The sequence below is a fragment of the Streptomyces sp. ME19-01-6 genome (genome assembly GCF_033793745.1).
Taxonomy (GTDB): domain Bacteria; phylum Actinomycetota; class Actinomycetes; order Streptomycetales; family Streptomycetaceae; genus Streptomyces.
In genome coordinates this window covers 24,764-44,525 of record NZ_JARAXF010000020.1, presented here as the reverse complement: position 1 = coordinate 44,525, position 19,762 = coordinate 24,764, and the positions used below count along the sequence as shown (strand labels likewise).

The window sequence follows — 19,762 nt, the reverse complement described above, 5'->3', positions numbered from 1 at the left end:
CGTCTGCCCATCCGTCACCCAATGACATGATGCGCTCGCCCGCGAAATTCCGAGGAAATGGAGGGCATATGAGGAGATTAGGGGGAACCGCGGTGCGTCGCTGGGGAGCGGCCGTCATCGCATCCACGGCGGCGCTGTCGGTCGCGCTGCCCGCGTCGAGCGCTCAGGCCGCCGGCGGTCCGTCGGGGATCAGCGCCAAGGGCGCGTATCTGCTGGACAACGGCGCCAACAAGAAGCTGTGGTCCAAAGCGGCCGACACCAAGCGCCCGATGGCGAGCACCACGAAGCTCATGACCGCGATGGTGGTGCTCGACACCCGGGGGGTGAACCTCAACAAGAAGGTCACCGTCAAGCAGTCGTACATCGACTACGTCGCCCGGGTCGGCGGCAGCAAGGCGGACCTGAAGAAGGGCGACAAGCTCACCGTCAAGCAGCTGCTGTACGGCCTGATGCTGCCGTCCGGCTGCGACGCGGCCATGGCGCTCGCCGACACGTTCGGCACCGGTGACACCACGGCCAAGCGCACCAAGTCGTTCATCACGCAGATGAACAAGAAGGCGTCCGCGCTGGGGATGACGAAGACCCACTACGACACCTTCGACGGCATCTCGTACGGGGGGCAGAACTACACCACCCCCCGCGACATGGCCAAGCTCGCCCGCCACGCGCTCGGCAACGCCACCCTCTCCACGGTCGTCAAGTCCGTCGACACCGTGCAGAAGGCCCCGGCGGCCAACGGCAGGACCAGGACGTACTCCTGGAACAACACCAACCGGCTGCTGGGTTCTTACAGCGGCGCGATAGGCATCAAGACGGGCACCGGCACCGCGCCCGGCAGGTGCCTCGTGTTCGCCGCGAAGCGCAACGGACGCACGGTGGTGGGCGTGATACTCAACGCCCCGAAGCGGTACCCGGACGCGAAGAAGATGCTCGACTGGGCGTTCGACACCAGCACCACGGTGAAGTGGCGCCAGCTCCCCGAGGGCGCGCAGCAGGACTGAGCCTCTCCGGTTCCGTCCCGTAGCGCCATGAGCCCGCGGCGCCCCGCCCGGACCGGTTCCGGGCGGGGCGCCGCGCCGTTCGCCCGGCGTCCGTGCCGGGACCGGTCCCGGCCCCGCCTGTCTACGGTGGCCGGCATGCGGATCACCTGGAAACACGTCGTCGGCTTTGTCGCGATCTCGGTGCTCGCGCTCCTGATCACGCTGACCGGACCGTGGGCACGGGCGCGGGGTGCCGAGGCCGGTGCCGCGTCGCCCGCGCAGTCGGATGCCGCCCCGCGCTGCACCCGGCACGCCGCCACCCCCGGCGGCGCGGCGCGCGCGGCGCGGCCGGGCGATGTGGTCTGCTTCGACGGCGACCTCTCCCGGCGCCGGCTGGTCATCACTGAGGGCGGGACACCAGGGCACCCGATCGTCTACTCCGGCGGCGGAGACACCGTGCACGGGATCACGGTCGAGGCCGACGACGTGGTCGTCGAGGGCTTCCGGGCGGACCGTCCCCAGGCGCCGGGGATCGAGCTGACCGGCGACCGGATCACGCTGCGGAACAACACCGTGATCCGCCCCAAGGGCGGGGACGGCGACGGCATCCGCTTCTTCGGCGACGACCTCACCATCGCGCACAACACGGTGCGCGACACCGACAACAGCGGCGGCCGCCACGCCGACTGCATGCAGACGTTCGCCAGCGACACCCCGCCCAGCCACCGGGTGCGCATCGAGGGCAACCGCTGCGAACAGGTGGACAACATGTGCCTCATGGCGGAAGGACCCGACGACGGCGAGGGCGACGGAAGGGGCACCGCCTCGGACTTCGTCATCAAGGACAACTTCTGCGAGACGCTGCGCGCTTCGCAGGCCCTGATGTTCGAGGACGTCCAGAACGCGACCGTCACCGGAAACACCTTCGCCGCGCCCACCCACCACGCCATCGGGCTCGCCATCCACTCCACCGGAGCCCATGTCGGCGGCAACACGCTGCACTCCGGTATCCGCTACGAGGTCGGCATCGACGCCTCGTCCCTGCGGGGGTACGAGGGCCCGCACCCCGGCGGAGAGCCGTAACAGCCCGGGGGGAGGGGCAGGCGGGGGACGCGGTCCGCAGGGGTGGCCGCGTCCCCCGCCTCGCCGCGCGCTCGACCCGGCCACCTCGCCGAACGCCCGTCCGACCCACCTTGCCTCCACACTTGCGGGGGTTTTGTGAGTGCGCCCGAAACACTGTGTGCCCCACTCCTCACGCAGTAAGTTCGGTGCGTGCGCCCGGACATGGCGCGATCCGGTTCTGTATGAGGGGAGTGTCTCTAGTGCGCCCGGGTGGGAAGGTCGGCAAATACCGGCTCACGAAAGGGCCCGTGAACGGAGGCAGAGGCGCGGTCTGGTTCGCTGTCGACACCGAGCTGGGCCGGCCCGTCGTACTGAAGCGGACCCTGGCCGAGGACAACAGCCGGGCCGCGTTCGACGAACTGCTGGCCGAGGCCCGCGCGCTGGCGAAGTTCAGCCATCCCCACGTGGTCACCCTCTACGGCGCCGAGCGCGCCGGCTGGGGGCCGAAGGCCACCTTCTGGCTGGTGATGGAGCAGGTGACCGGAGGCAGCCTCGACGGTTCGGCCCGGCTGCCCGCGAAGCTCGCGGCCCACATCGGCGCCCAGATCGCGAACGCGCTGACAGCGCTGCACACCAAGGGCATCGTGCACTGCGACGTCAAGCCGCACAATGTCGTGATCACCGAGGACGGGGTCGCCAAGCTGGCCGACTTCGGCGCCGCGTACCGCATCGACAGCAGCACGACGAACACGCCGAGCGGCCCCTTCAGTCTCACCCCCGCCTATGCCGCCCCCGAGGCCTTCCGGGGGGCGCCGGAGCGGGCGTCGGACCTGTTCTCGCTCGGCGCCACCGTCTACGCGCTGGTCACGGGCGAGCCGCCGCCGCGCGGCCCCGGGCGGGCGATCCGGACCGAGGCACTGGGCGATCTGGTGGAGGATGGGCCCCTGCGCGAGGTGCTCACCGCGATGCTCCAGCGCGAGCCCGGACGGCGGCCCGGCGCGGAGGAGGCGCAGCGGGCGCTGCGGGAGGTCGCGGGTCCGGTGGAGCTGCTCCCTGAGGTGTCCTTCGACGAGGTGACCAAGCCGTATCCGCCTCCCGACGAGCCCGGTGAGCGCGATGCGGTGGGCACGGACCGGCGGCCGTCCCTGGTGCGGCGCCGCCCGCTGCTCACCGGGGGCGCGGCCGCCACGGTCGTGGCGATCGCGGTGGTGGCGACGGTGCTGGGGCTGAACGACGGGGACGCGGGCGGCTCCTCGGCCCACGCCGACGAAGCGCCGACCAATCAGCCGACCGCCACGCCGACCGCCACGCGGACCGGCGGCTTCGGCCTCGGGGACCCCCGCACGGTCGATCCGTGCGCGCTGTTGGAGACCACCGTGTTCGAGCGGTACGGACACTACGCCCAATTGGACCCGCGGTACGGCAATTACGACCGCTGCGACGTCGTGCTGAGCTCGGACGAGAACGAGATCGTCGATGTGTCGGTGGACCTCAACACCGACGATCCGCCGAGCACCACGGCGGCGGGAGCGAAAACTTCGGGGAAGGTCACCGTCGTGCCGGACGACCCCGAGAGCGAGCAGTGCGGTCGTACGCTCGCGCTGTCCGGTGTGCGCGACACCGTCATCAGGCTCACCGCGAAGCTGATCGACGACGCCAAGGCGCCGCTGTGCGACATCGCCGACGCCGCCGTCGAGCACGCGGTCACCGTGCTCAACCGGGGCGAGGTCCCCCGCCGCTCGCCGAAGCTCCCGGCCGACTCGTTGTCCCAGCAGGACGCCTGCGGGCTGCTCGACGCCCGGGCGCTGGAGGTCGTCCCGGGCATCGACGCCCGCGACCCGGACGTCGGTTTCGGCCGATGGACCTGCGACTGGGAGAGCACCACCAACCGCATGACGGCGCGGCTGGCGTTCGACCAGGGCATCCTCTCGCCCCCGGACAACAGCCGGTTCACCGAGCTCGCCGGACACGACGCCGTCGTGATGCCGGAGTACGAGGGCGATGGCACCTGCACCGTCGATGTGTTCTACCACCCCCATCAGAGCCACGACGACGGGCCGACCGAGCGGCTGCGCCTGGAGGTCGGCGGTGCACGGGCCCAGGACCGGCCCTGCGAGACGGCGACCGACCTCGCCCGGTCGGCCACCGCCGCGCTGCCGGCCATCTGACCCAGGGCCGAGCGGGAGGGGTCCCGCCGCCGGCAGGGCACAGTGGACCCGCACGGCACATTCAAGGAGGCCAGCGATGCACAGCCACCGCCCCGAGACCCTGGCGCGCGGCGCCGAACCCGCCCGGCCCGGCACGCTCCACGCGCGCTCGGTCGTCGCCGACATCAGCGTCCCGCCGGTGCCTGGCCGCGTCGTCCGGTTCGGGCGCGGTGGTCGGCCCGATGTGGATCTGTCCGTCGCCGAGGGCGATCTGCGGGTGAGCCGCCGCCACGGCGAGCTGACGTACCGCGAGGGCAAGTGGTGGCTGCGGAACACCGGTCAGCAGCTGGTCCGGCTGCCCCGTGGCCGGATGATGCACTCGAGCTCGGGCCCGATCCCCCTGGAGACGGGGTACACACCGCTGTTCGTCAGGGGCTCGGGCTACCGTGAGCACCTGGTCGAGCTGTATGTGACGGACCACGACGAGCGGGGCGCCGGGGCGCGGCGCGACGAAGCCACCCTGCCGCCCAAGCGGTGGCCGCTCGACGACGAGGAGCGGCTGCTGCTGGTCGTGCTCGGCCAGCAGTACCTGCTGTACGAGGAGTGCCCCCGGCCCCTGTCGTACCGGCAGGCGGCCGTGGAGCTGGACTATGTGTGCGGCGAGGGTGTCTGGGGCGAGCGCCGGATCGAGCGCAAGGTGGGGGCGGTGCGCCGCCGGATCGAGCGCGGCGGGGACTTCCCGTACGCGGTGCTGCGCGAGGACGACGGCGCCGGGCCGAGCGACAACAACCTGCTGCACAACCTGCTGCGGGGGCTCGTCGAGTCGACGACCCTGGTGCCGCCGGATCTCGAAATGCTGGACGGCGATCTCGACGGCTGAGCTCCCCGGCCATCGCCGGGCGGTGACTCCTGATCGTTAAACCCCGGCGATCCCACGATCATTCGATCTGATGAGTCGCATCCGCCGTTCACGTCCCCGCCGTGCAACTCCCCTAGCGTGCTGGGTGTTCGCCCGAATCCCGTTTTCCCCCGCACGCAAAGGAGACACGGCTGATGTCGGTAGACGCGGCCAGCGAAGCGCAGCCGGATCCGCAGGAGCAGCTCAGCCTCGGCACCGCCGCCGCACGCAACCTCGCCACCACCACCAAGTCCGTCCCGCAGATGCAGGGGATCACCTCCCGCTGGCTGCTCAAGGTGCTCCCCTGGGTGCAGACCGACGGCGGGGTGTACCGGGTCAACCGGCGCCTCACCTACACCGTCGGGGACGGCCGCATCGAGTTCGTGAAGACCGGTTCGCAGGTGCAGGTCATTCCGCGTGAGCTCGGTGAGCTGGCGGTGTTGCGCGGCTTCGAGGACGTGGGCGTGCTGACGGCGCTCGCGGGCCGCTTCGTCCAGCGCGACTTCGAGGCCGGCGAGGTGCTGGCGGAGGAGGGCACCGCCGCCGATCACATCTATCTGATCGCGCACGGCAAGGTCGTCAAGACCGGCAGCGGTGCGTACGGCGAGCCGACCCGCCTCGGCGTGCTCGGCGACGGCGACCGGTTCGGCGAGCAGAGCCTGCTCAGCGCCGACTCGACCTGGGAGTACACCGCCAAGGCCGTCACCAGCGGCACTCTGCTCGCGCTGCCGCGGCGGGAGTTCACCTCGATTCTTGACGGCTCGCCCGCCCTCCAGGCGCATGTCGCGGAGTTCGCCGCGCTCCCCCGGCAGCGGCAGAACGAGCGCGGCGAGGCCGAGATCGCGGTGACCTCCGGTCACGCGGGCGAGGTCGACCTGCCCGGCACCTTCGTCGACTACGAGCTCCGTCCGCGCGAGTACGAGCTCAGCGTCGCCCAGACCGTGCTGCGGGTGCACACCCGGGTGGCGGACCTCTACAACAAGCCGATGAACCAGACCGAGCAGCAACTGCGGCTGACCATCGAGGCCCTGCGCGAGCGCCAGGAGCACGAGATGATCAACAACCGCGAGTTCGGCCTGCTGCACAACGCCGACTACGCCCAGCGGATCCAGACCCACTCCGGCCCGCCGACCCCGGACGACCTCGACGAGCTGCTCAGCCGCCGCCGCGGCTCCAGGTTCTTCTTCGCCCACCCGCGCACCATCGCCGCCATCGGCCGCGAGCTGAACTCCCGCGGCCTCTACCCCGACCATGTCGATCTGAACGGAAACAAGGTGCCCGCCTGGCGCGGGGTGCCCATCCTGCCCTGCAACAAGATCCCCATCACCAAGGAGCGCACCAGCTCCATCATCGTCATGCGTACCGGAGAAGAGGACCAGGGCGTCATCGGGCTGCACCAGACGGGGCTCCCCGACGAGTACGAGCCCGGCCTGTCCGTGCGGTTCATGGGCATCGACGAGAAGGCGCTGATCTCCTACCTCGTCACGGCCTACTACTCCGCGGCCGTCCTGGTGCCGGACGCGCTCGGCGTCCTGGAGAACGTCGAGATCTCCCACGGCCGCGACTAGCCGTCCGTCCCGAAGACGACGAGAGGTGAGGTGAGAGGCGCGGATGGCCCAGCCCTTCGAACTGCCGGACTTCTACGAGCCGTATCCGGCCCGGCTGAATCCTCATCTGGCGGCGGCCCGGGAACACTCCAAGCTGTGGGCCCGCGAGATGGAGATGATCGAGGGGTCGGGCGTCTGGGACGAGACCGACTTCGACTCCCATGACTACGCCCTGCTCTGCGCCTACACGCATCCGGACGCGCCGGCCGAGGTGCTGGCCACGGTGACCGACTGGTACGTCTGGGTGTTCTTCTTCGACGACCACTTCCTGGAGAGTTTCAAGCGCAGTCAGGACATGGCCGGCGCCAAGGTCTACCTCGACCGGCTGCGGGCCTTCATGCCGGTTCACGGCGCCGGCCAGGCCTCCCGGGAACCGGCGAACGCGGTGGAGCGGGGCCTTGCCGACCTGTGGGCCCGTACGACACCGGCCATGTCCCAGGGCTGGCGCCGGCGGTTCGCCGAGGCCACCCGCCATCTGCTCGAAGAGAGCATGTGGGAGCTGTCCAACATCCGCGAGGGCCGGGTCGCGGGCCCTCTGGAGTACATCGAGATGCGCCGCAAGGTCGGCGGCGCCCCCTGGTCCGCCGGGCTCGTGGAGTACGCGGCGGGCGCCGAGGTGCCCGAGGCCGTCGCGGCGAGCCGTCCGCTGCTGGTGCTCAGGGACGCCTTCGCCGACGCCGTGCATCTGCGCAACGACCTCTTCTCCTACCAGCGCGAGGTCGAGGACGAGGGGGAGCTCTCCAACGGCGTGCTCGTCTTCGAGCGGTTCCTCGGCTGTGACACCCAGGCGGCCGCCGAGGCCGTCAACGATCTGATCACCTCGCGGCTGCAGCAGTTCGAGCACACCGTGTTCACCGAGCTGCCGCCGCTGTTCGTGGAGTTTGGCCTGGACCCGCGGTCCTGCGCGGACGTCCTCACCTACGCCAAGGGGCTGCAGGACTGGCAGTCGGGCGGGCATGAGTGGCACATGCGCTCCAGCCGCTATATGAACGGCGGCGGGGCCGGTGACCCCGCCGGCCCGGTGCCGAGCGGCCCGCTGGGCCTGGGCACCTCGGCGGCCCGTATCGCCACCTCGCTGGCGGCCACCCTGCCCTTCCGGCTCAGGAGCCATGCGCATCCGCCGCGCCGGGTGGTCGGGCCGGTACCGATTCCGGATCTCCGCATGCCCTACCCGGCGCGGCTGAGCCCCCATCTGGGCCGGTCCCGGAAAAACATCGTGGAGTGGGGGTGGCGGACAGGCATGCTGGATGTGCCGCCAGGCCTCCCCGGCTTCGGGGTCTGGGACGAGCACAAGCTGAGGGCCTTCGATTTCGCGCTGGCCGCCGCCGGTATCCACCCGGGCGCCACCCCCGAGGAGCTGGATCTGACTACGCGCTGGCTGACCTGGGGTACATACGCGGACGACTACTACCCCGTGGTCTTCGGGCGCACGTTCGACCTGGTCGGCGCCCGGGTGTGCAATGAGCGGCTGTCGGCCTTCATGCCGGTGGACTCCCCCGCCGTGCCCACCCCGGTGAACCCGCTGGAGCGGGGCCTGGCCGACCTCTGGTCGCGTACGGCGGGGCCGATGACGGTGGACGCGCGCCGCGCCTTCCGGGCCACCGTCGAGGAGATGACCGGCAGCTGGATCTGGGAGCTGGCGGGCGAGATGGAGCACCGCGTCCCCGACCCGGTCGACTACGTCGAGATGCGCCGCAAGACCTTCGGGGCGACCTTGACCATGGCCCTGTCCCGGCTGTCCCACGGCCGGACGCTGCCGGCCGAGGTGTGCCGGGCCCGACCGGTCCAGGCCATGGAGCACGCGGCCGGGGACTACGCGGGGCTGCTCAACGACCTCCACTCCTTCCAGAAGGAGGTCGAGTTCTCGGGCGAGATCCACAACTGTGTGCTGGTCGCGCAGAACTTCTTCGGCTGCGGCACCCCTGAGGCCCTGCACATCGTCGCCGACCTGGTGAACTCCCGGATGCGCGAGTTCGAGCACATCGTCTCCGCCGAACTCCCCGCGATGGCCGAGGACCTGGCCCTCGACGCCACGGTCCGCGCCACGCTCGACGGTTACACACGCGAGCTGCAGAACTATATGTCCGGGGTCCTCGTCTGGCACCGGCAGACCCCCCGCTATGCGGAGTCCGAGCTGCGCCGCCCCGTGAGCCTGCCGCCACGCACCTCGTACGGCCCCACGGGTCTGGGCACCGCGGCCGCCCGCCTCGCCGCGACGCTCGGCGGCCGGGACTCCCCGCACTGCCCGCCGCCTGGCGCGAGCTGGTCGTCCACGACTTCCGTACGCAGGGCGCGTTCCTGCTGAGCGCGGCGCCCGAGGCGGGGCCACCCGCTGTGTCGGCTGCGCAGCGAGGCGGGCGCGGGCGACGGCACCATCCGGATCCGGCCGGCCCGCGGCCAGGAGGTGTCAGCACCACGCGCGGCGACCGGCCCGAGGGGCGGATCGGCCGTCCGCGCGGACGAAAGTGGCGTGCGGGCGGCCGATCCGGATACCCATGTGCCATGAGACTCATCAGCGATCTTGACCGACGGCTGTTCGCACGGGTCGCGGCCGGCCGGCTGCGCGGCGCCCATCCCCTGCTGCCGAAGCTCACCCACGCCGCCAACCACGGCCGGCTGTGGTTCGGCACGGCCGGGGTGCTCGCCGCCGTCGGCGGCCGGACCGCGCGCCGGGCCGCGGTGCGGGGCGTCGGGGCGCTCGCGGCCGCCTCGCTCGCGTCCAACACCGTGGTCAAGTGGACCGTGGACCGCCGCCGTCCGCTCCTCGAAGGGGTGCCGCTGATCCGCCGGCTGTCCAAGCAACCGTGGACGAGCTCCTTCCCCTCCGGGCACTCGGCCTCCGCGGCCGCCTTCGCCACCGGGGTCGCCCTGGAGTCCTCCGGATACGGGATCCTCGTCGCCCCGCTGGCCGCCGCGGTGGCCTTCTCCCGGGTGTACGTCGGCGTGCACTACCCCAGCGACGTCCTCGCGGGTCTCGCCCTGGGGGTCGGCGCCGCCGCGCTCACCTGCCGCTGGTGGCCGCCGCGGCCGCAGACCCCGGCGCGCGCCCGGCCGCGGGTCTCGGCCCCGGCGCTGCCCCAGGGGGACGGGCTGGTGGTGGTCGTCAACCGCCAGGCCGGCATCGGCGTACCGGGGGCCGCGCTGACCCCGGTCGAGCAGCTGCGCGCGCTGCTGCCCGCCGCCGAGTTCCTGGAGTACGAGCCGGAGCAGGACCTCGGGTCACTGCTGGACCGGGCCGCCCGGCGCGCCGCCGAGCGGGGCGGGGCGCTGGGGATCTGCGGCGGGGACGGCAGCGTCAACGCGGCCGCCGCGCTGGCCGCCGCGCGCGGGCTGCCGCTGGCCGTCTTCCCCGGCGGCACCTTCGACCACTTCGCCCTGGACGTCGGGGTGCCCGCGATCGAGGACACGGTGCACGCCGTGACCGAGGGCGACGCCGTCGCCGTGGACCTGGTCCGCGTGACCCCGCTCCCGGGCGACAGACCGGACGGCCACTTCATCAACACCTTCAGCCTGGGGATGTATCCCGAGCTGGTGCGGATCCGCGAGGGCCTGGAGGGCCGGCTCGGCAAGTGGCCCGCCGCCGCCGTCGCGCTCGCCCGGGTACTGCGCACCGCCACGCCCATGGAGATCGAGGTGAACGGCCGCGGGCGGCGGCTGTGGGTGCTGTTCGTCGGCAACTGCCGCTATTCCCCCGAGGGTTTCGCCCCGGCGTACCGCGAACGGCTCGACGACGGGCTGCTGGACGTCCGGGCCGTCGACGGGGACCAGCCGCTGGCCCGCACCCGGCTGCTGGCCGCGGCCCTCACCGGCACACTGGGGCGGTCCCGGGTGGTGGCGACCCGGCGGCTGCGCCGGCTGGACCTGTCGGGCCTGCACGAAGTGGACGTCCGCGCCTACGACGGCGAGGTCGCCCCGTCCACCGCCGAGGCACTGGTGATCGAGAAGCGGCCCGGCGCCCTGACCGTCTACCGCCCGGCCGAGCCCCAGAACGAGCTGGCGCAGCGCGCCCGTACGGCGGCCACGACGGCGCGCTTCCGACGGGCCGTACTGCGCCGGTAGTACGCGCAATGGGGGCTCAGGGACGACGACGTGGCGGGCGAAACACGTCATCGTGATGGGTATGGACGACGACCGACCGGCCCTGGGGGCCCTGACGTGACCTCCCTGGCTCTTTCCGTGCTCCTGGCCCTGGCCTCGGCGGTCTGCTACGCCGCCGGCGCCATCCTCCAGGAGCATGTCGCGGCGACGACGCCGCCCCGCCCGTACGCAGCGCTGCGCCGCGGCCGCTGGTGGATCGCCGTGGTGCTCAACGGGACCGGTGCGGTCCTCCATGTGCTGGCGCTGGCGTACGGGCCGCTGAGCGTGGTGCAGCCGCTGGGCGCGCTGACCATCGTCTTCGCGCTGCCGATGGCCGCGGTGTTCGTACGGCGCCCGGTGGGCGCGGCCGGGTGGCGGGGCGCGGTGCTGGCCACCGCGGGGCTCGCCGGGCTGCTCTCGCTGAGTGGTTCGTCGGGGGCCAAGGCGCTGGCGGAGGACGACCGGATCACGGTGGCCGTGGTCACGGTGAGCGCGATCGCCGTGCTGGCCCTGGCCGCGCGCTGGTCGCGGCGCCCCGGTGTGCGCAGCGTGCTGCTGGCCGTGGCCGCGGGGACCGCCTTCGGTGTCTCGTCGGTGTTCACCAAGAACGTCACCGTGGAGCTGGAGTGGTTGAAGCCGGAGTTCGCCGGGTGGGCCTCGGGGCTGCCCAGCCTGGCGATGATCGGGCTGCTGGCCGGGGCCGGGGTGCTGCTGTCCCAGGCGTCCTACCGGGGCGCGGGGCTGGCCGCCCCGCTGGCGACGGCGACCGTGGTCAACCCCGTGGTCGCCACGGCCATCGGTGTCGCCGCGCTGGGTGAGCACTTCCGCCACGGCACGCCCGGCACCCTGCTGGCCCTGGTGGCGGCGCTGGTCGCGGGCACCGGTCTGGTCATGCTGACCGTGCACGGCGTGGAGGCGTCGGCGCAGACGGCGGACCCGGACGGGGCGGAGGGCGGGCCGCGGCCGCGCGAGACGGACGCGACCGGCGGGACGGATGGGAGGGACTCGGCGGACGAGGGACACGAGGCGCGGGAGCCGGGCGACAAAAGCGGCGGCCCCGGGGCCGGCGCCGCCCGCCCGCGCCGGCTCCCCCGCATCCCCCGCCCGGCGCGCGGCGCCGACGACCGCCTGCCGCCCGACCGCCCCTCCCCCCGCCGCCGTTCGCGCGACCAGCGGCGGTCCGCCCGGGGCGAGGCCGTCCTGCAGGACCACGGCTAGTGCCGCGTCAGTGAAGGTTTGCCCGGGAGCGAGGCGTCCTGGTGCTCCCCCAGCTACCGCTGGGCGGTGCCCCCCGATCGCAAGGCGGCCGGAAGCCCTCCGGGAGCACCTCCCGGCCGAAGGTTGGGGGCTACTCGGGTTTTCGGCCAACGCGGCGCGGGGGTACCGCCCAGCGGTAGCTGGGAGGGGGTACCGCCCAGCGGTAGCTGGGAGGGGGTACCGCCCAGCGGTAGCTGGGGGAGCGTGCCAGGGCGGCGAGCGGGGCAAATCTTGGCTGACGCAGCGCTGGAAAGCACCGCCGGGCCGGGCGGGGTTCACCGCCTGAGTCGGCTCACGGCCGCGTACGGAGCAGTTCCACCAGGCCCGAGAGGCCCTCGTGGCCGTGGCCGTCGGCGACCCGCCGGGTCATCAGCGGCCCGAGCGGAGCGAGCAGTTCGGGGCTGACGCCCTGCTCCTCGGCGGCTTCGAGGAGGTGGTCGTACGCGGCCGCCTGCATGGCGAGGTTGGAGACCACGTCCTGGGCGTGGTCTCCGCTGTCGATCTGCTCGGCGAAGCCGGCCGCGGCGCCCGACATGCTGGTCAGCCAGCGGCCGAGCATCGGGGCGAAGTCGGCCGCCTTGATGTCCTCGCTGCCCAGCAGCGCGTAGGCGTGCAGGATGCCCGCGAACATGCCGTACATCCCGCTGAGCAGGGCGATGTCGTACAGCGGGGCCAGCCCGGCGTCCTCGCCCAGGTACTCGCTCCGCGCCAGGGCGTCCAGCGCCGCCCGGTGGGTCTCGAACACGTCCCGGGATCCGCTGTGGAGTACGAAGGCGGCCGGGGTCGCGATCATCGGCGGTACGGCCATGATGCCGCCGTCGAGGTAGTCGGCGCCCCGGTCCGCCGCCCACGCGGCCATCTCACGGGCCTGCCGCGGGGTGCCGCTGGTGAGATTGGCCACGGCCTTGCCGGCCAGCGCCCCGGCCACCGGGGCGAGGGTGTCGCGCACGGAGTCGTAGTCCAGCAGGCACACCACCACCAGCGGGCTCGCCTCGACGGCCTCGGCGACCGTCGCCGCGTGCAGCGCGCCCTCGGGGACGAGGGCTTCGGCCTTCGCGGCCGTACGGTTCCACACGGTGGTCCGGAATCCCGCCTTCAGGAGGGCGCGGGCCAGTGCCGTGCCCATGTCGCCCAGGCCGAGGACGGTCACGGGGGTGTCGCTCATGTCGGGTGCTCCCATTGCTCAATGCTGCTGCTCGTATCGGTCTCGGCGCGCCTGTCCCAGCCTTGCCGCCCGGGGTAGTGTGGGCAAGTACCGATAAAAAAGTGCGTACTTACCTTGAGGTCAGTGGGGATGGGTTCATGAAGCAGCGGCCATATGTCTGTGGCCTGGACGCGGCCGTGGACGTGATTGGCGGCAAGTGGAAGGTGCTGATCATCTGGGCGCTCAATTCCCAGCGGTGCCGGTTCGGTGAATTGAAGCGGCTGGTTCCTGGGGTGAGCGAGAAGGTGCTGACCCAGCAGCTGCGGGAGCTGGAGGCGGACGGAATCGTCCACCGGGAGATTTACGACCAGGTGCCGCCGAAGGTGGAGTACTCACTCACCGGGCTGGGCGAGGATCTGAATACGGCGCTGAAGCCGCTGGGCGCCTGGGGAAAACAGCGGATGGCGGTCCTGGAGGACGCCGCCGACGACTGCCGTCATCAGCCGGCGGCTTGCGGGTGACACGGCGGCTTCCGGAATGACCTCGGAAGCCGCCGCCTCGTGCCCGGGGTTCTTCAGGACGTGCGGTTGCGGCCCACATATACGTTCCGGGCCCGGTAATACGTGTCCCCGCCGGGGCCCGAGGACCCCGAGGAGCCCTCCATCTGGAGGTTGATGATGAGCCACAGGGGTTTTCCGACGAAACCCGCCCCGCGGTGGACCGCTTTCCAGGTCCCGTCGAGGTAGTAGTGAATGTCGACGTCGGTGTTGTTCACCTTGGTGATCCAGGCGCGGTACGTGTGCCAGTTGCCCGGTGACGACACCCCGACAATCGTGCTCGACACATCCGAGGAGGTGCGGAAGGTATTGAACCAGTTGTTGGAATTCCCCTTGAATTCCAGGATGTCGCTCTCCGGCGGCCAGCTGTTGACCCCGGTCAGCCAGAAGGCGGGCCAGGTCCCCGCGCCGTTCGGGGCCTGGAATTCGCCCTTCACCTCGTAGTCGGGGAACTGGTTGGTCACCACGATCTGGTTCTTGGCGTGCACCGCGCCCGAGTGGTAGCGGATCGGCAGATGCGGGGTGGAGGAGCTGGTCCCCTCGTCCCAGGTGATCCGGCTCGCTTTCAAGGTCAGTACGCCGGAGCCGAGATAGATGTGGTTGTGGTCGCTCGCGCTGCCGTACATCCGGGCGCTGCCGTTGTGGTCGGAGCCCCAGGGGTACAGGTAGTTCCACTCCGCCTCGAAGGCGCTGTAGCTCCCGAAGGAGCCGTTGATGACGTCCTCCCAGGTCGCGGCCGGGGCAGCGGCCGCCGGGCGCGGCCATCCGGTCAGGGTCGCGGCCCCGCCGAGGGCGGCGGCCGCGGTGAGGAATCTTCTTCGTCCGTACGACTCGCTCCGTGCTGACATGCCACTCATGACTGCCTCCCGAAGTCCGAAACTTCGAACACAAGCAAACAGAAGTCAATCGGAATCACCACAGTCCCAAGGGCCCCACGCCTCGTCAAGGGTCTGTGTTAAGCGGAGGTTAGCTCTGGCCCCGGGGGTCTGTACGCCGCCGCCTTCCGCGCCGAAGCTGCCACCCGCGGCGGCGTCCTCGGGCGGGCCGCCATCCACCCGCAGGCACGAGGAGGCCCCATGTCCGTCAAACCCTCCGCACCACCGGCTCGCACACCGTGGCGTGCCGTACTCGGCGGCTCGATCGGAAACCTGGTCGAGTGGTTCGACTGGTTCGTCTATGCCAGCTTCGCCACCTACTTCGCCTCGGCCTTCTTCCCCAAGGGCAACTCCACCGCGCAGCTGCTCAACACGGCCGGCATCTTCGCCGTCGGCTTCTTCATGCGCCCCGTCGGCGGCTGGCTGCTGGGCCGCTACGCCGACCGGCGCGGCCGCAAGGCCGCCCTCACCCTCACCGTCACCCTGATGTCGGCCAGCGCGCTGCTCATCGCCATCGCGCCCACCTACGACCAGGTCGGCTACTTCGGCGCGGCGGTGCTGCTGGTGGCCCGGCTGCTGCAGGGCCTGTCGGTGGGCGGCGAGTACGCGGCCAGCGCCACCTATCTGACCGAAGCCTCCCAGCCCGGCCGCCGCGGCTTCGTCTCCAGCTTCCAGTACGTCTCCATGACCGCGGGCCAGCTGATCGGGCTGGGCCTGCTGATCGTGCTGCAGCGCACCATGTCCGATGACTCGCTGCACTCCTACGGCTGGCGCATCCCGTTCGTCGTCGGGGCCGTGGCCGCGGCCGTGGTCTTCTGGCTGCGGCGCAATCTGCTGGAGACCGAGGTGTACGAGGAGGCCGGCTCCCACCGGGAGAGCGAGCGCGGGACCGTCGGCGAGCTGCTGCGCCACCGCAAGGAGGCCGCCCTCGTCATCGCGCTGACCATGGGCGGCACGGTCGCCTATTACACCTACACGACCTATCTCACCAAGTACCTGTCCAATACGGCGGGGCTGAGCAAGTCCGACGCCTCGCTGGTCAGCTTCTGCGCCCTGTTCGTGTTCATGCTGCTGCAGCCGCTGGCCGGGGCGCTGTCCGACCGGATCGGCCGCCGGCCGCTGCTGATCACCTTCGGGGTCGGCTCGATGCTGGCCACCGTGCCCATCATGACCGCGCTGTCGCACACCGACACCTTCGGCGGGGCGCTGCTGCTCTCGCTCGCCGCGCTGGTCGTCGTCACCGGCTACACGTCCATCAACGCCGTGGTGAAGGCCGAGCTGTTCCCCACCCACGTCCGGGCGCTGGGCGTCGCCCTGCCGTACGCGGTGGCCAACGCCCTGTTCGGCGGCACCGCGGAGTATGTGGCGCTGTGGTTCAAGAACGCCGGCGCGGAGTCCGGGTTCTACTGGTACGTCTCGGGCTGCGCCGCCGTGTCGCTGATCGTCTACCTGACCATGCGGGAGACCCGGGACACCTCCCTCACCAAGGCCCGGACCGACGAGCCGACCACGTCCGAGCAGGCGGCACGCACCCCTGTCTGACCTGGCCCCTGCCTGCCCTGAAAGGGGATGTCTACCCTTACGCCCATGCACATTCTCCTGGTCGAAGACGACGACCGGCTGGCGGCCGCGCTGACCGCCACGCTGGACCGGCTGGGCCACCAGGTCGTCCGCGCCGGGCGCGCGGACGACGCCCTGCGGCTCAAGGACGGCGCCGACTTCGTCCTGCTCGACCTGGGACTGCCCGACATGGACGGCCTGGAGGCGCTGCGCCGGCTGCGCCGCGCCTCCGCCGTCCCTGTCATCGTGCTCACCGCCCGGTCCGAGGAGCGGGATGTGCTGCGCGGGCTGCGCGGGGGCGCGGACGACTATCTCGTCAAGCCGTTCCGTACGGCCGAGCTGGTCGCCCGCATGGACGCCGTCGTACGGCGGGGCACCCGCCCGCTGACCGCGCCCGGCACGGTGGTGGCCGTGGGCGGCGTGCGCATCGACCTGGCCGCCCGGCAGCTGGAGGTGGACGGCCGGCCGGTCGCCCTCACCCGCCGGGAGTTCGACGTACTGGCCCTGCTCGCCCGCGAGCCCGGTGTCGTCCGCAGCCGGGAGGAGATCCTGGACGCGGTGTGGGGGGACCTGCTGCTGTCGGCCTCCCGCTCGCTGGACGTGCACATCGCCGGGATCCGCTCCAAGACCGGCTGCCCCTGGCTGGTGGAGACGCTGCGCGGCACCGGGTACCGCCTGGGAACCGGCGGATGCAGCTGAGAATCCTGACCGTCTACACGGTGCTGATCGCCTGCCTGGTGACCGCGCTCGCCGTGCCGTTCTCCCTGGCGTACTCCTCACACCGCACCGGCAAGCTGCTGCTGGAGCGGCGCGCGGACGCCACTCGCTTCTCCGAACTGGCCGACCAGGCGATCCGCGACGGCGACACCTCCGGACTCCGCCAGGAGGTGTCCCGCTACCACGAGCTGTACCGCACCGAGGTGGAGATCCGCGACCGGGACGGCCGGCGGGTGGCGGGCGGCGGGGCCTGGTCCAAGGAGCCCGCCGAGCGCGCGCTGTCCGGCCGCACCACCGCCGGCCTGCCCCTGGTCACCCCCTTCGGCCCCGCCTCGGCCGTGGTCGCGGAGCCGGTGGGCCGGGACGCGCAGGTCTTCGGCGTGGTGGTCATGAAGGTCTCCACGGCGGCGGCCAGGCGCGATGTGACGCTCGTCTGGGCCGCCGTCGCGGCCGGCTCGATGGTCGCCGTGCTCTGCGCCCTGATCGCCGCCCGCAGGCTGGCGCGGTGGATTTTGCGCCCGGTGACCGAACTGGACCTCACCACCCGCGCCATCGCCGAGGGCAGGATGGACGCGAGGGTGCGCGACGGCGGCCGCGGCCCGGCCGAGCTGCGGCTGCTGGAGCGCCGCTTCAACGCGATGGCCGACGCGGTCTCGGCCGCCCTGGAGCGGCAGCGCGCCTTCGTCGCGGACGCCTCCCACGAGCTGCGCACCCCGCTGACCGTGCTGTCGCTGCGGCTGGAGAACCTGGAGGCGCATCTGACGGAGGACGGCACCGAGGAGTTCGCCGAGGCCCTGGCCGAAGTCGACCGGCTGGGACGGCTCATGGAGGACCTGCTGACGCTCGCCCGGGTCGAGGCCGGCACGGCGGCGCCCGAACCGATCGCCCGCGCGACGCTGCGCGGGCGGCTGGCCATCTGGCACGACGTGTACGCGGCGCGCGAGCTGACCCTCACCATGGAGCTCGACGCCACCGGCCCGTCCGCCGCGCCGCTGCCCGCCGCGGCCGCCCGGATCGCCGACATCGCCCTGGACAACGCCTCGAAGTTCGTACCGCCCGGCGGCACGGTCACGGTCCGGCTGGACAGGGGCGTGCTGCGGATCGCCGACGACGGCCCGGGGCTCGAGCCCGAGCAGCTCGAGGCGGCCCTGGGCCGCTTCTGGCGCTCCCCCGGACATGGCAATGTCCCCGGCAGCGGCCTCGGCCTGGCCATCGCCTCGGAACTGGCCCGCGCCGCCGACTGCGAGCTGTCCCTGCGGCCCGCCACACCGCACGGCTTGGTCGTCGAGCTGCGGCTGCCCGAGGCCTAGGTGTGCGCGTTCAGCCGTAGACCGCGCGGTAGTACTCCGCCGCCCCCCGGTGCAGCGGCACCGTCCCCGTGCCGATCGCGTACCGCTCGTCGAGCCGGCTGCCGGGGGCGTCCGGGACGGGGAGGCGGGCGCGGGCCTCGAAGAGTACGCCGGTGACGGTGCGCGCGGTGTCGGCCGCGAGGCCGGTGCGGCAGACCAGATAGCTGGGGGTGCCGACGGTGGGGGTCGGGGCGCGCAGGCCGTAGACCCCGGCGGGGATGGAGCCGCTCTCGTAGACGGGGCCGTGCTCGCGGCGCAGCGCCGGGGCGAGGCCGCCGAGCGGCACCAGGCGCACGGGCCGGCGCCGGGCCAGCTGCGTGATCGCCCGCGTCGGCGCGCCGCCCGACCAGAAGAACGCGGCCACGTCCCGCTCGACCAGCGCCTCGATGGACTCGCCGAGGCCCAGCCGTACGGAGCGGACGCTGTGTACGCCCGCCGCGGCGAGCACCCGCCCGGCGGTCACCGAGGTGCCGGACTCGGCGGCGCCGAGGGACACCGTGCGCCCGGCCAGTTGGCCCGGCTCCTTGATCGGCGAGTCGGCGGGCACGACGAGGTGGAGGTAGTTGAGATACAGCCGGGCGAGCGCCGCGACCGGCTCGGGCCGCTGGAAGAGGCCGCGGCCCGCGGTGGCGTCGGCCGCGCTGTCCGCGAGGGACAGGGCCAGATCGGCCCGCCCGTCGGCCAGCATGCGCAGATTCTCCACGCTCGCCGCGGTGGTGAGCACGCGCACCGTCAGCCGGTCCTGGGCCCGGTGCACCTCGTCGGCCAGCCGACTGCCGAAGATCGCGTACGGGCCGCCCCGCGGGCCCGTGGCCAGCCGGACCCGGCCGGACGGGCCACCGCCGGAACACCCCTGGAGGGCGCCGGTCGCGAGGGCGCCGGCCGTGAGCGTCAGAAGACGGCGGCGTGGGACGACGGACACCCGGCCATGCTAGTGCCGCATCAGCCAAGGTTCGCGGTGACGCGGCACCGGGACAAAGCCGGCAGGCGCGCCGCGCGGCCCCGGGTCAGAGCACCGCGCTCAGCTGGGCCCACACCACACGGCCGCCGTTCAGCCCCGGCCGGTCCCCCCACGCCGCGGCCATGGCCCGCACCAGCGCGAGCCCGCGTCCGCCCTCGTCCTCCGCGCCCGCCTGGCGCGGGGCCGGCCCGGCCGACCCGCCGCCCTGGTCGGCCACCTCGACGTACAGCGTGCGCGGCGCCTCCGCGCGCAGGACGCAGAGGATCTGTTCGCTGCCGGTGTGCACGAGAGCGTTGGTGAACAGCTCGGACATGACCAGTTCCGCGGCGTCGCAGACGTCGTCGCAGAAACCCCACACCGGTACTCGGGAGCGCACCCGGCGGCGGGCCGCGGCGACGGACGTGCCCTGCGCGGGCAGCTGGAACCTCTCCTGGCGGACCCCGGCGTCGAAGCCGCCGGGGAGCATGGGGCGGGCCATCGTCATGCGTTGAGGCAGTGCCATGGCCGTTCGCCTTCCGTCTACCGGCTGGGGGGTTCGCATGCCGCAAGTCGGCGACACCTCAGCCACATT

The 19,762-nt window shown here is 72.3% G+C and carries 16 protein-coding genes; 12 read left to right on the top strand and 4 right to left on the bottom strand.

Going from position 1 to position 19,762, the window contains the following annotated elements:
* Window positions 1-68: 68 nt before the first annotated feature.
* The 8 genes from PV419_RS34025 to PV419_RS33990 all read left to right on the top strand — a co-directional run bounded on the left by PV419_RS34025 (window position 69) and on the right by PV419_RS33990 (window position 11,989).
* Window positions 69-1,001, top strand: a complete 933-nt coding sequence (locus PV419_RS34025; RefSeq protein ID WP_319695521.1) for a D-alanyl-D-alanine carboxypeptidase family protein — start codon at window positions 69-71, stop codon at window positions 999-1,001.
* A gap of 135 nt (window positions 1,002-1,136) precedes the next feature.
* Complete coding sequence (locus PV419_RS34020) at window positions 1,137-2,063, top strand: right-handed parallel beta-helix repeat-containing protein (RefSeq protein WP_319695519.1); 927 nt, start codon at window positions 1,137-1,139, stop codon at window positions 2,061-2,063.
* A 287-nt stretch (window positions 2,064-2,350) separates the two neighbouring features.
* Complete coding sequence (locus tag PV419_RS34015) at window positions 2,351-4,210, top strand: serine/threonine-protein kinase (RefSeq protein WP_319695518.1); 1,860 nt, start codon at window positions 2,351-2,353, stop codon at window positions 4,208-4,210.
* Between the two features lie 76 nt (window positions 4,211-4,286).
* Window positions 4,287-5,069 (top strand): FHA domain-containing protein, encoded by a 783-nt coding sequence (locus tag PV419_RS34010; protein WP_319695516.1) that lies wholly within the window; start codon window positions 4,287-4,289, stop codon window positions 5,067-5,069.
* Between the two features lie 173 nt (window positions 5,070-5,242).
* Complete coding sequence (locus PV419_RS34005; RefSeq protein WP_319695514.1) at window positions 5,243-6,655, top strand: family 2B encapsulin nanocompartment shell protein; 1,413 nt, start codon at window positions 5,243-5,245, stop codon at window positions 6,653-6,655.
* Between the two features lie 43 nt (window positions 6,656-6,698).
* The gene (locus PV419_RS34000; RefSeq protein WP_319695512.1) at window positions 6,699-8,999 is read left to right on the top strand and encodes a terpene synthase family protein; all 2,301 of its coding nucleotides are present in this window, start codon (window positions 6,699-6,701) and stop codon (window positions 8,997-8,999) included.
* A gap of 197 nt (window positions 9,000-9,196) precedes the next feature.
* On the top strand, window positions 9,197-10,753 hold the full coding sequence (locus PV419_RS33995; protein WP_319695511.1) for a bifunctional phosphatase PAP2/diacylglycerol kinase family protein: 1,557 nt from the start codon (window positions 9,197-9,199) through the stop codon (window positions 10,751-10,753).
* Window positions 10,754-10,849: 96 nt separating this feature from the next.
* The gene (locus PV419_RS33990) at window positions 10,850-11,989 is read left to right on the top strand and encodes a DMT family transporter (protein WP_319695509.1); all 1,140 of its coding nucleotides are present in this window, start codon (window positions 10,850-10,852) and stop codon (window positions 11,987-11,989) included.
* Window positions 11,990-12,320: 331 nt separating this feature from the next.
* Here the strand turns inward: PV419_RS33990 and PV419_RS33985 are convergent, their stop codons facing one another.
* The gene (locus tag PV419_RS33985; RefSeq protein WP_319695508.1) at window positions 12,321-13,193 is read right to left on the bottom strand and encodes an NAD(P)-dependent oxidoreductase; all 873 of its coding nucleotides are present in this window, start codon (window positions 13,191-13,193) and stop codon (window positions 12,321-12,323) included.
* Window positions 13,194-13,330: 137 nt separating this feature from the next.
* On the opposite strand from PV419_RS33985, the gene PV419_RS33980 reads away from it, so the two are divergent.
* Complete coding sequence (locus PV419_RS33980; protein WP_319695506.1) at window positions 13,331-13,693, top strand: helix-turn-helix domain-containing protein; 363 nt, start codon at window positions 13,331-13,333, stop codon at window positions 13,691-13,693.
* Between the two features lie 53 nt (window positions 13,694-13,746).
* On the opposite strand, the gene PV419_RS33975 is transcribed toward PV419_RS33980, so the two are convergent.
* Window positions 13,747-14,577 (bottom strand): family 16 glycosylhydrolase, encoded by an 831-nt coding sequence (locus tag PV419_RS33975; RefSeq protein ID WP_319695504.1) that lies wholly within the window; start codon window positions 14,575-14,577, stop codon window positions 13,747-13,749.
* A gap of 228 nt (window positions 14,578-14,805) precedes the next feature.
* On the opposite strand from PV419_RS33975, the gene PV419_RS33970 reads away from it, so the two are divergent.
* The 3 genes from PV419_RS33970 to PV419_RS33960 are packed head-to-tail and all read left to right on the top strand — an operon-like array spanning window position 14,806 to window position 18,191.
* Window positions 14,806-16,146, top strand: coding sequence for an MFS transporter (locus tag PV419_RS33970; RefSeq protein ID WP_319695502.1), 1,341 nt, complete (start codon window positions 14,806-14,808; stop codon window positions 16,144-16,146).
* 45 nt (window positions 16,147-16,191) lie between these two features.
* Window positions 16,192-16,863: a response regulator transcription factor gene (locus PV419_RS33965; protein WP_319695500.1), complete on the top strand. Its 672-nt coding sequence runs from the start codon at window positions 16,192-16,194 to the stop codon at window positions 16,861-16,863.
* Window positions 16,854-18,191, top strand: a complete 1,338-nt coding sequence (locus PV419_RS33960) for a HAMP domain-containing sensor histidine kinase (protein WP_319695498.1) — start codon at window positions 16,854-16,856, stop codon at window positions 18,189-18,191. Before PV419_RS33965 ends, PV419_RS33960 begins: the two co-directional genes overlap by 10 nt.
* Window positions 18,192-18,201: 10 nt before the next feature.
* On the opposite strand, the gene PV419_RS33955 is transcribed toward PV419_RS33960, so the two are convergent.
* Both PV419_RS33955 and PV419_RS33950 read right to left on the bottom strand, forming a co-directional pair.
* On the bottom strand, window positions 18,202-19,152 hold the full coding sequence (locus tag PV419_RS33955) for a TAXI family TRAP transporter solute-binding subunit (protein WP_319695497.1): 951 nt from the start codon (window positions 19,150-19,152) through the stop codon (window positions 18,202-18,204).
* An 85-nt stretch (window positions 19,153-19,237) separates the two neighbouring features.
* Window positions 19,238-19,693 (bottom strand): ATP-binding protein, encoded by a 456-nt coding sequence (locus PV419_RS33950; protein WP_319695495.1) that lies wholly within the window; start codon window positions 19,691-19,693, stop codon window positions 19,238-19,240.
* Window positions 19,694-19,762 lie beyond the last annotated feature (69 nt).